Origin of the sequence: Thalassospira sp. UBA848 (genome assembly GCF_002295455.1) — a bacterium.
Lineage (GTDB): Bacteria > Pseudomonadota > Alphaproteobacteria > Rhodospirillales > Thalassospiraceae > Thalassospira.
The window spans coordinates 26,315-39,652 of the sequence record NZ_DBGS01000007.1; the positions used below are offsets into that span (position 1 = coordinate 26,315).

The 13,338-nt window shown below is 55.3% G+C and carries 10 protein-coding genes; 3 read left to right on the forward strand and 7 right to left on the reverse strand.

The genetic code is table 11. The features are described from left to right. The first annotated feature begins 30 nt into the window (after positions 1–30). Positions 31–1,449, forward strand: a complete 1,419-nt coding sequence (atpD, locus tag B2R48_RS01200; RefSeq protein ID WP_062956000.1) for a F0F1 ATP synthase subunit beta — start codon at positions 31–33, stop codon at positions 1,447–1,449. Positions 1,450–1,490: 41 nt separating this feature from the next. Next, the gene (gene atpC, locus B2R48_RS01205) at positions 1,491–1,895 is read left to right on the forward strand and encodes an ATP synthase F1 subunit epsilon (RefSeq protein ID WP_062955999.1); all 405 of its coding nucleotides are present in this window, start codon (positions 1,491–1,493) and stop codon (positions 1,893–1,895) included. A 79-nt stretch (positions 1,896–1,974) separates the two neighbouring features. On the opposite strand, the gene B2R48_RS01210 is transcribed toward atpC, so the two are convergent. The 4 genes from B2R48_RS01210 to B2R48_RS01225 form a co-directional block, all read right to left on the reverse strand. Beyond that, positions 1,975–4,545 carry an ABC transporter permease gene (locus B2R48_RS01210; RefSeq protein ID WP_296996815.1) on the reverse strand — a complete coding sequence of 857 codons (2,571 nt, stop codon included), beginning with the start codon at positions 4,543–4,545 and terminating at the stop codon, positions 1,975–1,977. Positions 4,546–4,566: 21 nt separating this feature from the next. Then, positions 4,567–5,013 carry a response regulator gene (locus B2R48_RS01215; protein WP_062955997.1) on the reverse strand — a complete coding sequence of 149 codons (447 nt, stop codon included), beginning with the start codon at positions 5,011–5,013 and terminating at the stop codon, positions 4,567–4,569. Positions 5,014–5,336: 323 nt separating this feature from the next. After that, the gene (gene ccmI, locus B2R48_RS01220; protein ID WP_296996818.1) at positions 5,337–6,605 is read right to left on the reverse strand and encodes a c-type cytochrome biogenesis protein CcmI; all 1,269 of its coding nucleotides are present in this window, start codon (positions 6,603–6,605) and stop codon (positions 5,337–5,339) included. A 24-nt stretch (positions 6,606–6,629) separates the two neighbouring features. After that, positions 6,630–8,612: a heme lyase CcmF/NrfE family subunit gene (locus tag B2R48_RS01225; protein WP_213474227.1), complete on the reverse strand. Its 1,983-nt coding sequence runs from the start codon at positions 8,610–8,612 to the stop codon at positions 6,630–6,632. Between the two features lie 224 nt (positions 8,613–8,836). Between B2R48_RS01225 and B2R48_RS01230 the strand changes: the two genes are divergently transcribed. Continuing rightward, the gene (locus B2R48_RS01230; RefSeq protein WP_062955994.1) at positions 8,837–9,856 is read left to right on the forward strand and encodes a cation diffusion facilitator family transporter; all 1,020 of its coding nucleotides are present in this window, start codon (positions 8,837–8,839) and stop codon (positions 9,854–9,856) included. A gap of 117 nt (positions 9,857–9,973) precedes the next feature. On the opposite strand, the gene B2R48_RS01235 is transcribed toward B2R48_RS01230, so the two are convergent. The 3 genes from B2R48_RS01235 to B2R48_RS01245 form a co-directional block, all read right to left on the reverse strand. Beyond that, positions 9,974–10,729, reverse strand: coding sequence for a PhoH family protein (locus tag B2R48_RS01235; protein ID WP_062955993.1), 756 nt, complete (start codon positions 10,727–10,729; stop codon positions 9,974–9,976). A gap of 339 nt (positions 10,730–11,068) precedes the next feature. Next, a complete protein-coding gene (arsJ, locus tag B2R48_RS01240) occupies positions 11,069–12,295 on the reverse strand; it encodes an organoarsenical effux MFS transporter ArsJ (RefSeq protein WP_296996820.1) in 1,227 nt (408 codons plus the stop codon). Positions 12,296–12,300: 5 nt separating this feature from the next. Next, a complete protein-coding gene (locus tag B2R48_RS01245) occupies positions 12,301–13,326 on the reverse strand; it encodes an ArsJ-associated glyceraldehyde-3-phosphate dehydrogenase (protein WP_296996822.1) in 1,026 nt (341 codons plus the stop codon). Positions 13,327–13,338: the final 12 nt, after the last annotated feature.

Sequence of the window (13,338 nt, forward strand, 5' to 3'; positions counted from 1 at the left end):
ATAGCTTTGTCCGAGCAGGAGACAATACCTATGGCGAACAAGAAGGCGGGGAAAATTTCCCAGGTAATGGGCGCCGTCGTCGACGTTAAATTCGACGGCGAACTGCCTCCCATTCTGAATGCGCTGCATGTTGACAACAACGGTCAGCGCCTGGTTCTTGAAGTTGCACAGCACCTTGGTGAAAATGCGGTTCGTACGATCGCAATGGACACCACCGAAGGTCTGAGACGCGGTCAGGAAGTCATCGACACCGGTGATGCGATCTCGGTTCCGGTTGGTCCGGAAACCCTTGGTCGTATTCTCAACGTTATCGGTGAGCCGGTTGACGAACGTGGTCCGGTTAAATCAGCCAAGACCTCTCCGATTCACCGTGAAGCACCTGACTTCATCGACCAGTCCACCGACACCGAAATTCTGGTGACCGGCATTAAGGTTATCGACCTTATCGCGCCGTACACCAAAGGTGGTAAGATTGGTCTGTTCGGTGGTGCGGGCGTTGGTAAAACCGTCCTTATTATGGAACTGATCAACAACGTGGCAAAAGGCCACGGTGGTTATTCGGTCTTTGCCGGTGTTGGCGAACGTACCCGTGAAGGTAACGACCTCTATCACGAGATGATGGAATCGGGCGTTATCAACCCGGAAGGCGAATCCAAAGCCGCACTGGTTTATGGCCAGATGAACGAACCCCCGGGAGCACGTGCACGTGTTGCTCTGACCGGTCTGACCCTTGCGGAATACTTCCGTGATGAAGAAGGCCAGGACGTTCTGTTCTTCGTCGATAACATCTTCCGCTTTACCCAGGCTGGTTCGGAAGTGTCGGCACTTCTCGGTCGTATCCCGTCTGCTGTGGGTTATCAGCCGACGCTGGCAACCGACATGGGTGCGCTGCAGGAACGTATTACCTCGACCAAAAAAGGTTCCATTACCTCGGTTCAGGCAATTTACGTCCCGGCCGATGACTTGACTGACCCGGCACCGGCAACTTCGTTTGCCCACCTTGACGCAACCACCACGCTGAACCGTCAGATTGCCGAGCTCGGCATCTACCCGGCAGTTGACCCGCTCGACTCCACTTCGCGTGCTCTGGATCCGGGCGTGATTGGTCAGGAACACTACGAGACCGCTCGTGAAGTTCAGCGTGTTCTTCAGACCTACAAAGGTCTTCAGGACATCATCGCCATCCTCGGCATGGACGAGCTTTCGGAAGAAGACAAACTGGTCGTGGCACGTGCCCGTAAGATCCAGCGTTTCCTTTCGCAGCCGTTCCACGTTGCAGAAGTCTTCACCGGTACTCCGGGCGTGTTCGTTCAGCTCGAAGACACCATCAAGGCGTTCAAGGCGATCTGCGCTGGTGAATATGACCACATGCCGGAACAGGCATTCTACATGGTCGGCACCATCGAAGAAGCCATCGAAAAAGCCAAGAAGATGGCCGAAGCTGCCTAAGGCAGCTTTGGTCCCCCTCCGGCTAAGGAGCGAGGATTGTCATGACTGATACGACTGTACTGGAACTTGTTTCACCGTCTGCCCTGCTCAAATCCGAGCCGGTCGAGATGGTCGTTGTTCCGGGCACGGACGGGAATTTTGGTGTACTGCCCAAGCATTCGCCGATGATCTCGACCATTCGTCCGGGTGTCATCGACATCTATGCAGGTGGTAAGGTTTCCGAACGTATCTTCGTTGCTGGTGGTGTTGCAGAGGTTAATCCCGAGCGTTGCACCATTCTGGCAGAAGAAGCGGTTCCGGTTGCCGATTTGAAAGCTGACGAAGCGCAGGCCCGTCTTGAAGCGGCAGAAGCCGACATCAAGACTGCCGAGACTGCACACGACAAAGCCAATGCCGAGCGCGCGCTTGACATTGCCCGTGCACAGATCCAGGCCCTGACCAACTAATCGTCGGTTTCAGAAAATCATTTCAAAAAAAGGCCGTCCTGCTGGGACGGCCTTTTTTGTTGTCAACGCCGCAAGCAATCTAGCCACGCCACCCGGACTGGGCGCGCAGACTTGCTGCTTGTAAAATCCAGCCACCGCCAAACCCAGTGACCAGGATAAATCCGAACGTGATCGCCGCCATCGGTCCAGCGACATCTGCGGCCTGGCCCAAATTGATCGGGCTGATGGACTGTGCTGCGACAAGGGCAATTGTGCTTCCGACGGTGACGCCGAGGATCCCGCCAGTCGCGACCATCAGCCCGGTTTCAAGCGCCCCGGTTCTGGTAATTTGTCCGGGTCGAAGACCCAGCGCGCGCAGCATCGCAAGCGTTGCAGTTTGTTGCTGACGCAGTGCAATCAGCCCGCAAACAATCACGAAGGCCGCCCCGATCGTAGCCAGGGTGGTCAGGCCAATCAGTCCTGTAACCACACCATCAAACAGACGGGTAAGTTTCAAAAGTACCTGATTGATGAAAATGACCGGAATATCGGGGTAGGTATCCAAAGTGGGTGTAATTGCCGCCTTTGTGCCGACACCTTCTTTCAGGTCAATCGCACTGATCACCCCATGATCAAAGGCGGGATCCATCGGTGAGAGTACAATTGGAAAATCAAGCCCAAGTCGGGTCCAGTCGATCTGGCGTAAATTGGCGACTTCCACCACATGCGATTGTCCAAGGATGTTCAGGGTCAGCTGATCTCCAAGGGTGATGCCGATGGCCCTTGCCGCCCCGGCATCAAGCGAAACCAGGTTCTCATTGAGGCTGTCGGGCTTCCACCAGTGTCCTGTCTTAATCGGGTTCTGGCGCATGTCCGATGTCGGCTGATCAGTCCATGACATGCCTCGGTCCCCCCGCAAGAACCAGTGATAGCGGCGCGGCACATCTGCGTGGGTCAGTGGTCGGCCATTGAGGTGTGTCACCCGGCCATGCAGGAACGGCATTTGGATGACGGAGGTCACGGCTTCATTGTTCTCGATACTGGTGCGAACGGCGTCTTGTTCAGTCGGTGGAATATCGAAAAACACCACATCAGGCGTTTGCGTTGGCAAAACAGATTTAAGGTGTTGCCCTGCCAGCGCCCCAAATAACAGGACAGCGCACAAACAAGTCACGGCTAGCCCGAATGATGCCGTGATGGTTACAGTCGGGGCAGAGGGCCGGGAGATGTTACGCAGCGCCAGACGCAACGTAGGAGAGAGCATGCGTATTGTTGCAAACTTTCCTGCCAGCAGGCGGACCGCCCGACCAAGCAGGACAAATAGCCCCTGACAGGTGATCAAAACCCCCAGCAAAACAAGGGCGACCCAACCCAGATCAATCAGGGCACTGGCGATGGCAATCAGGCCAAGTGCAAGCAAAACCTGCACAAGGCTAAGTCGGGTTGACCGATGTTTCGCCTCTGCTGGGGATTGATGGCGAAACAGACAAGCCGGGGATGTCAGGCAGGCATCACGCACAGGCTTGATCGTAACAAGTGCGACAAACCCGAAGACGAAGGCGGTGATCAGCGGGCCATCTTTGAAATCGGCGTGAACATCAAAACCAAGAGTCTCACCGATCAATGGGCCAATCGCCGTGCCGATGAGCATGGTTAGGATTGCCGCAATCAGGATGGCGACAAAGGTGACAAGTCCAAGCTGCCATATGACGCTGCATGCGATGTCGTGCGAACGCGCACCCAGACTGCGTAGCGTGGCAAATCGCGAACGCCTTGCCGCAAGATCAGCGCGCAGGGCATTACGGATTGCACTTGTCGCAATGGCAAAAATTGCGATGCCGATCAGGCTGACAAAGGCCGATGCGAAATCACCGATGCGCTCAAGACCCGGTACGCCATCCGCAGCATTGACGATCCGCCAACCACTGTCGGGAAACCTGATTTCAATGTCGGCAATGACTTGCTGGGGTGTTTGGCGGCTGTCTTGCGGAAGTTTGAGGCGCAAATACCAATAGACCTGCTTGCCAGGCGCCAGAAGGGGGCTTTCGCGATAGTGCTCCAGTGCGACGATGACCCTTGGACCCAGTGAAAACAGCCTGAATTTTCGTTCAGGTTCCGCCGCGATGCTTGCGCGGATTTGGTAACTGCGTCCTCCGAGATCAAGCTTGTCGCCAATCGCAAGTCCGCTGTCCTCGAGCAGTTCCGGGCCAACGACGATCCCGGGCAGGCCGTCTTTGTTTTTTATCGCATCGCGAAGGGGGATGTCGGGCGATAGCCCCAAATTGCCAAACAGCGGGTAGGTTGCGTCCACCGCCTTTAATTCGGACAGAACCGGTGGCTGATCATTTGAAGGCCGGATCATTACGCGTTGTTCTATGCTGACGCCGAGGGTGCCAAGCGTCTCAAGAAACGCTTTTTCATCAGTTGTTGGCGCACGATGAAACAAACGTAATGATATGTCGCCGCCTATGGTCTGTTGAGCAGATTGACGCAATCCATCGCGAGCTGATTGGGTCAGGCTGACGGTCAGGACCAGAATGGTCACGGCAAAGACAAGGGTTGCAAACAGGACGATGATGCCTGCACCAGGCTTGCGCAATTCACGCAGCGCGATCCGCAAACTCGTTGGGACATAAAGGGATTTGAAAAGCGCGGATGTCGGGCGGGACACGGCAGTCTCGCTGGCAGAAGGTTACGGCGTGGGCGTTAACGCCAGCCCCAGCCAGAAAGATTCGATCATTTTCATCAGATCAATGAATTCTGTCACATCAACCGGCTTACGCAAATAACAGTTCGCACCGGCCGCATAACAGAGATCGACGTCATGCTCGGCACCGGATGTGGTCAGGACAATCACGGGAATGGATGCACAGTTCGGATCATTGCGGATATCACGCAACATTTCGCGGCCATCTTTGCGCGGCATGTTCAAATCCAACAGGATAAGACGCGGGCGCGGCGAATTGCGATAGGGGCCGTCCTGCTGCAAGAACTGCAGGGCAGCCATTGCATCTTTTACATGATGCAGCTCAACCGGTTGTTTGAATTCTCTAAGTGCTTCACGCACAAGGCGCGCGTCACCTGGATTGTCCTCGATCAACAACAGGTTGTTTGTTGTGCCATTTCTATGATCCGGCATGTTGATCCGCTATCCTTACGGGTGACCTCCCAGAAAGCCCGGCCAGCCCTGTTTTTTTTATTTCGTGAGCCTGTTAGTCAATTGATCCTAAAGAAAAGATGGCCCCCGCCATCGGTAAGTATTCTCTAAGACTAGGTATATGATTATTTACTCATATATCCTTAAGTCTTATTCTCATACCCCAGCACGAACATCAATTCAATAAGACTTCAGTAAAGTTGCAGATATTATTCGTACGTATGAGATATAATGGCCCAAAAGTGCAGTAAAAAGGGCCTGCCGCGAACTATTTTTCTTTTGCGTTATCGTTGAGAAGCGACAGCTCAGTTCGCTGCAATACCGATCTCACGAGCCAACGAGTCGAATCGGGTCAGCAGTTCGGGCTGTTGGGCAAATACCTTGCCGACCTTCTCATAGGCGGCTTTGGCATCGTCTTCCTGGCCCAGCACCATATAGGCCTGCATCAGGCGGGCCCAGCCGTCCGGGTCGTTTGGCTCTGTCTCAAGACGTTCGGCCAAACCATTGACCATTGACATCACCATTTCCTGACGTTGTTCGGGCGTGAGTTCTTCGGCGGCGGCGATGTCAGCCTGACTTGGGCCGGGTTGTGTGTTCTCGGCAAGGTTCAGGCGTCCTTCAATGTCGATCCCTTGCGCAAGGGCAGCTTCGTTGATCTGCCCCACCACCATTTGCAGCCACGGCGCATCAGCAGGTGCATTGTTGGCAAGGGCGATCCAGCGATCAACAGCGGCTCCGACATTGCCTTCCTGCGCATCGGCAAGGCCAAGGTAGAACTGAATGCGTGGATCAGTGCTGTCGGTTTTTTCGGCTTCACGCAACACGCCACGGGCGGTTGCATTGATTTGACCATTATTGCCGCGCACAAGGCTTTCGGCATACATGGCAAGATAATCGCCATTGCGTCCGGACCGTTTGACGGCCTCAAGGAATGCGGTCTGGGCTTCTTGCGGGCGACCAAGCGCCATGAGGCTGGCACCAAGCAATTCCCATGCGCGCAAATCATCCGGGTCTTCCAGCAGTTTCTGCGACAGGTCGCTGACGGCACGATTCAAAACCGACTGGCGGTCCTCATCAGCACTTTGCGCCATGCGCAAGGCATTGATTTCATCGGTACGGCTGGCGATCGGCCGATCCGGCATGGTCGGGCTCCCCAGATCCAGATAAAGCCCAATGCCGCCGGCAATGAACAATACGATGAAACCTGCGGCAATGGCGCGCGTTGGTGAACGGTTCGATGCGATGTGTGTTTCAGAACCATCCGCTTGTTGCTGCTTGATACGCTGGTCAGCAGCCAGAATACGGCGCTGGACCTCGATACGTGCTGCCGTGGCCTGCTCTGTGCTCAGCACGCCGCGTTCGATGTCACGGTCAATTTCGGAGAGCTGGTCGCGATAGACCGCAAGATCACGCGAAAGTTCGTTCTCCGGGCTGCCATCCTCATCGCTCTTTGCGGATGCTGGTGTTTCGCCATCCGTATCGGTGGTTTCGGTCCGGCTGTTTTGGAAGATCGGCCACAAAATGAACCCCGCAAGCAGCAGGGTTATCGCGCCAAGAACAATCCAGATGGTCATTATGCGTATCCTGTTCCTGGGCTTTTATTCTGCGGGAACCGCTTTGGCGGTGCTTTTGTGCGATCGGGTGGGGGCGCCAATGCGATAGCGACGATCAGATAATGACATCAAACCGCCAAATACCATGACAATGCCACCAAACCACATCCACGGGATCATCGGTTTGACATAGAACCGTGTGATCCACTTGCCGCTTTCATCCTGATCCCCGATCACGGCATAGATATCGCCGGTGAAGCTTGACCGGATGCCCGCCTCGGTGGTTGGCATGCCTTCAACCGTATAGATGCGTTTTTCCGGCGTCAGGGTGACGGTGCGCTCACCCGGTGTGGTAATGGTGATTTCCGCTTCGCGGGCTGCATAGTTCGGTCCCTGATATTCGCGGATGTCAGACAGGATAAAGGTGTGTCCGGCAAGCTCGGTACTTTCGCCAACCGCCAACGACTGCACGGCTTCCTCGGTCCAGGCCTGTGAGCCGGTGATCCCGGCGACGACAATCGCCACACCGGCATGGGCCAACATCGTGCCATGGGCTGAACGCGGCAGGTTGCACATGCGTCGCCAACTGGTGCTGAGCGGTTCGCGGAACAGTTTGATCCGGCCTGCCCATTCAAGGATCGATCCGACAAACAACCACGCCGCCAGGCCCATACCAAACAGGGCGATGGCAGGGCCACCCGCCAGCCAGAGCGTTACCAGCACGACCACGGCGGTCGCAGCCAGCGCAATTCTGAGCTTGTTAAACACACCCATCAGGTCGGCACGTTTCCACGGCATCATCGGGCCGAATGCCATGGCAACAATTACCGGGGTCATGATCGGGACAAAGGTCGCGTTAAAGAACGGTGCCCCAACAGAGATTTTTTCGCCGGTCAGGGTTTCAAGCAACAGCGGGTAAAGTGTTCCCAGCAAAACCATCGCAGCCGCGATCGATAACAGCACATTGTTGAAGACAAGTGCCCCTTCGCGCGAAATCGGCTGGAACAATCCGCCGCCTTTCAATGAAGGCGCGCGCCACGCATAAAGCGATAGCGACCCACCGACTGTGAGGCACAGCAGGAACAGGATAAACACCCCGCGGGTCGGGTCTGTGGCAAAGGCATGCACGGATGTCAGCGCGCCCGAACGCACAAGGAAGGTGCCCAGAAGCGAAAAGGAAAAGGCCAGAATCGCCAGAAAGATGGTCCAGCTTTTCAGCGCGTCGCGCTTTTCCACCACGATGGCCGAATGCAAAAGCGCTGTGCCGGCAAGCCAGGGCATGAAAGATGCGTTTTCGACCGGGTCCCAGAACCACCAGCCGCCCCAGCCAAGCTCGTAATAGGCCCACCAGGACCCAAGTCCGATTCCGGCGGTCAAAAAGACCCAAGCGGCCAGAGTCCATGGCCGCACCCAGCGTGCCCAGGCCGGATCAACCCGGCCTTCGATCAGGGCGGCAACCGCAAATGCAAAGGCGACAGAAAAGCCAACATAGCCGAGATACAGGAATGGCGGATGGATGGCGATGCCCGGGTCCTGCAAAAGGGGGTTCATGCCCTCCCCGTCAAGCGGCGGGTTCAAGACGCGCTCAAACGGGTTGGAGGTCAGAACGATAAACAGAATAAAGCCAACCCCGATCAGCCCCATGACACCAAGCACACGGGCCAGCAAGGTCGGCGGAAGATTACGACCAAATGCTGCAACCGCACCACCAAACAGGGTCAGGATCAGCACCCAAAGCAGCATCGATCCTTCGTGATTGGCCCAGACACCGGTGATTTTATAAATCATCGGTTTGGATGTGTGGCTGTTGGCCAGAACGTTCACGACAGAGAAATCCGAACTGACATAGGCATACGTAAGCGCGAGGAAACTTGTCGCAACCAATGCAAAACACGCAATCGCCAAGCGGGGTGCAACATTCAGAAGCGCCGCATCGCGACGGGACGCCGCCAAAAACGGAATCGTGGATTGGGCCACTGCCATCACAAGTGACAGTATCAGGGCGTAATGTCCGATTTCTACAATCATGTTCGCGTGTCTCGTCCCTAGCAGGCCTGAGGTTATCTCTTATGCGCCCGGATGCGACATATAATCCCTTTAAAAAGGCTTGGAAACCTTGCGGAATATCAAATATGCGCTATTTGCTGCACAATGGCGGGCGAAAATATGGCAATAGTCGTTACATATTGTACCCAAACAGGCTATAAAACCGTGATCAGCCAGCACATTGGTAGGCCAGAGGTCAACAACCCATGAGTCAATGTCCCGTCATTGACATCGCACAAAAAGAAATGTGGGCACGTCGTGCGACGACGGCCTCCATTGTTATTGCTGCGACACTGATCCTGATCAAGGCTGTCGGCTGGTTTCTGACCGATTCCGTAAGTCTTCTGTCCTCGATGATTGATAGCATGCTTGATGTTGGCACATCTGTGATCAACTTCATGGCTGTGCGTTCGGCTTGGCGTCCGGCGGATTACGATCATCGCTTTGGCCATGGCAAGGCAGAACCATTGGCCGGTCTGTTCCAGTCCGCCTTCATGATTGGTGCGGCTGTTCTGGTGCTGGCCGAGGCCGCATCACGCCTTAATGAACCCAAACAGATATCCTTTGCCGTTGAAGGCCTGTGGATCATGGGTGTGTCGCTGGTCATGACAGTTGGTTTGGTTCTGCTTCAACGCAAGGCGGTCCGTATTTCCGGCTCTGCTGCGGTCGAGGCGGATTCGCTTCATTACAGCAGCGATATCTTGTCCAATCTTGCGGTCATGATTGCGCTGTTTGGCGGTATGTCCGGGCTGGCCTGGGCCGATCCGGCGATTGGCGGGATGGTTGCGATCTTCCTGCTGTATTCCGCGATCAAGGTCGGGCGCTCCTCGGTCGGGGTTCTGATGGATGCGGAACTTCCCGAATCTGACAGCCAGCGCATCATCGAACTGACGATGAAAAATCCCGATGTCATCGGTATTCATCGGCTACGGACCCGTTCATCGGGTGTACATCGCTTTGCCGAGATCGAGCTGATCATGGATGGTGGCATGTTGATGCGCGAATCACACACCATTTGCCATCAGGTGATGGACAGCATCCGTGCGGAATATCCGGATCTTGATATCACCATCCATCCCGAACCGCCCGAAGACATCCACCTTGATGAATTCAGCGGCTATACCGAAGATCCTGAATTCTGGCACACCGGCCGCGCCAAGCGTGCCGGGCAGCATGATATCCCGGTTTCCAACAGTGGCGGTGAAGTCGCGGCCATGGGGCGCTAAGCGCCACCGGGCGACAACCCCGTCGCTTGGTTTTGAAAGCAGTCATAAAAAATGGCGGACCCTTTCGGGCCCGCCTTTGTTTTATGCAGTGTTTTTGCAGTTTGCCGTGTTGAAACCTTAGAGAACGGTCAGCATGCTTGCGACCAGCGGATGACGGACAATGTCCTTGTCGCGCAACTGGACGCAGGCAATGTCATCAACATTGCGAAGGCGATCAGACATTTCGGACAAGCCCGACATTTCCGGCAGAAGGTCGGTCTGATCCGGGTCGCCGGTCAGGATCATGGTGGAGTTCCAGCCAAGACGGGTGACCAGCATCTTGAGCTGCCCATAGGTGCAGTTCTGTGCTTCGTCGATGACGACAAAGGCGTTGTTGAGTGTACGACCCCGCATATAGCCAATCGGTGCAATCTCGATCGTGCCGTCTGAGATATAAGTCTTAAGGCGCTTGGCCCCAAGACGATCATTCAGCGCATCATAAAGCGGGCGAAGGTAGGGGGCCATTTTGGCTTCGACATCACCGGGAAGGAAGCCGATATTTTCCCCGGCTTCGACAGCAGGGCGGGCCAGTACAATGCGGGCGATATCGCCGTTATCAAGCGCCTCAACCGCCTTGGAGACCGCGATATAAGTCTTGCCGGTCCCCGCCGGGCCAAGTGCCATGACCAGATTGAAATTGTCGATGGCATCCATCAGGGCTGCCTGGTTCTCACTTTTCGGGCGGATGTTGCGGCGGTAGCTTTGATCGCGTTGTCCTTTCTGTTCTGGTTCGCCAAGCGGATGCCAATCGGCATTCTTTTCATCAAACAGCTCATGAACATTGGTATTAGGCTGTTGCGGACGGTTACGACGACGTGCTGCGCGCTTACCCATGACGATCACCTCAACAAAGTTGCCAAAAAAGCAAAACGCGCCATTCCGTCATGGAAAGGCGCGCATTCAATTTTCATCTTGCGATGGAAGTGGCGGTAGGAGTTTCCGCCGGTCACAGCATGTTGCATGTGCGATCCGGGGGGCGAAAATTCTCGTTTTAAGACGCTTTTTCGCGGCACTCGGGAACCCCTCCTGCGGTCCAGTTATTGACCGTTGATTGGAATCGTACCCCTATATGCTGTGTCTTGTCACGGGTTTTTGCGCGATTAAATTTTCATGAAACAGGATTGTGAGTCTTTTCAGATATTTATCCCGCATCTGCGAAAGAAATTTTTCCCATCAACTCTGCGTTGATGCGCCGGAACGCGATGGCAGTGCGGCACTGATCACCCAGGCAAGGGTTAAAAACGCGATTGATGTCACAAGGCATCCGACCAACCCGCCATAAAGATAGGCCACCCCGGAAAGCACCGTGCCGGTCAAACGCCCGATGGCATTCGACATATAATAGAACCCGACATTCATCGCGACCTTGTCGCCCTCGGCATAGGCCAGAATCAGGTAGGAATGCAGCGATGAATTGATCGCAAAGACAATCCCGAACACCAGCAATCCGCCCAGAACCGCAAGTTCGGGGGCGATATCATGTGTGATGGCGGCGGCAATTGCCGCCGATACGGCAATCAGGACTGCAATCCAGATTTGCGCAGTTCTGCCGTCGGGCTCGCTGGTTTTGGCGCGCAACACCTTGGGGGCAAGGGCCTGAATAAAGCCATATCCGATCACCCAAAGCGCCATGTAGCTGCCGACTTCGATATGGTTCCAGCCAAGCTCGGATGCCAGAAACACCGGCAACCCGACGACAAACCAGATATCGCGCGATCCGAACAAAAACAGCCTTGCTGCCGATAGAACATTGATTTTGCGGTCACGCGAAAAGACATCGCGGAATTTCGGCTTTATGACCCCGGCCGGACCCGCCATTGCCGATCCGAGCGATATGGCAACCGCAATCAGGGTAAGCGCAAGACCCGCCGCCATTGCCAAAAGTGCACCTGAAAAACCAAGCCAGGACAGCAACGCGCCACCCATGAAAAAGCCCACGCCCTTAAGCGCGTTCTTCGATCCGGTCAAAAGCGCGACCCAACGGAAAAGCGCACCGTCAGCATCAGCAGGTACCAGAACCTTGATTACCGATTTGCTCGACATTTTGGTCAGGTCCTTGGCAACACCTGATGCAGCCTGAAGCCCCATGACATAGGCCACCGAAATCGCGGGGAGCCAATCGGGATTGGTAAATGACAGGGCGGTTAGCGAAGCGATTTGTAATGCCAGCCCGGCAAACAGGGTAAAGCGCAACCCGCGCGCCTGGGCCAGCCATCCACCGACCAGATTGGTGACGATCCCGGCCACTTCGTAAAGGATGAACAGAAGTGCGATTTCAAACGCCGAATAACCCAGCGCATGAAAATGCAACAGCACCAACATGCGAAGCGCCCCGTCGGTCAGGGTAAAGCCCCAATAGGCCCCGGTGACCAGCGCATAATTGCGGATTGCGGCTGACATCTTTGCTAGTTCCCCAAAAGATGTTGCGCGACTTTGACGGTCAAATCCGCCATGCGGCAGACATATCCCCATTCATTGTCATACCAGGCCAGAATTTTGACCTGACGCTTGTCGATCACCATGGTCGATCCGGCATCAATGATCGAAGATCGGCTGTCATTAAGATAATCGGCACTCACCAGCGGGCGTTCTTCATAGCCAAGAATACCCGAAAGGTACGTTTCCGATGCCTCTTGCATCAGGCGATTGACGGTTTCGACATCGGTATCCCCGGCCACTTCGAACACGCAATCGGTCAGCGACGCATTCAGCAGCGGAACGCGCACGGCAATGCCGTTCAGTTTGCCCTTTAGTTCCGGGTAAATCATCGTGATCGCGGTGGCAGAGCCCGTACTGGTCGGGATCAGCGATTGCAGGCAGGACCGTGCGCGGCGCAAATCCTTGTGCGGCAGATCGACAATCGTCTGGGTGTTGGTCACATCATGAATGGTGGTGATCGATCCATGCACGATGCCAAGCTTTTCATGCATGACCTTGACCACTGGGGCAAGACAGTTGGTCGTGCAACTCGCCGCCGTCAGAAGGTGGTGCTGTGTTGGGTCATAAAGATCATCATTCACGCCGTAAACGATGTTAAGCGCGCCGTCCTTGACCGGGGCGGCGACGATGACCTTTTTGACCCCCTGATCGAAATAGGGCTGCAATGTTTCGGGCGTTTTGAACTTGCCGGTGCATTCCAGAACAATGTCACATCCCATGCCGACCCAATCGGTCTCGCCGGGGGTGGTATTCTCGCTAAAGCTGATCTTGTGGGTCTGATCGATCACCACGTGATCATCAATGCAGGCTACACCATTGCCCCAGCGGCCATGGACCGAATCAAATTCCAGCAAGTGGGCTGCGGTGACCGCGCCGCCCTTGATTTCATTGATGTGAACAAATTCAAGGTTCGGGTGTCCCCATCCAGCGCGCAGAACCAGGCGCCCCATGCGGCCAAAACCATTGATGCCAACGCGAATTTTACGGCTCATTTCAGGGCTCCG

Excerpts from the sequence above, each read along its gene's own strand:
- arsJ (WP_296996820.1), bottom strand. The coding sequence starts at position 12,295 with ATGTCAGCCGCAATCCGCAATTATGCGCTGGTCACCGGGGCCTATTGG.
- B2R48_RS01245 (WP_296996822.1), bottom strand. The coding sequence starts at position 13,326 with ATGAGCCGTAAAATTCGCGTTGGCATCAATGGTTTTGGCCGCATGGGG.
- ccmI (WP_296996818.1), bottom strand. The coding sequence starts at position 6,605 with ATGACCATCTGGATTGTTCTTGGCGCGATAACCCTGCTGCTTGCGGGG.
- B2R48_RS01225 (WP_213474227.1), bottom strand. The coding sequence starts at position 8,612 with ATGATTGTAGAAATCGGACATTACGCCCTGATACTGTCACTTGTGATG.
- B2R48_RS01215 (WP_062955997.1), bottom strand. The coding sequence starts at position 5,013 with ATGCCGGATCATAGAAATGGCACAACAAACAACCTGTTGTTGATCGAG.
- atpD (WP_062956000.1), top strand. The coding sequence starts at position 31 with ATGGCGAACAAGAAGGCGGGGAAAATTTCCCAGGTAATGGGCGCCGTC.
- B2R48_RS01235 (WP_062955993.1), bottom strand. The coding sequence starts at position 10,729 with ATGGGTAAGCGCGCAGCACGTCGTCGTAACCGTCCGCAACAGCCTAAT.
- B2R48_RS01230 (WP_062955994.1), top strand. The coding sequence starts at position 8,837 with ATGAGTCAATGTCCCGTCATTGACATCGCACAAAAAGAAATGTGGGCA.
- atpC (WP_062955999.1), top strand. The coding sequence starts at position 1,491 with ATGACTGATACGACTGTACTGGAACTTGTTTCACCGTCTGCCCTGCTC.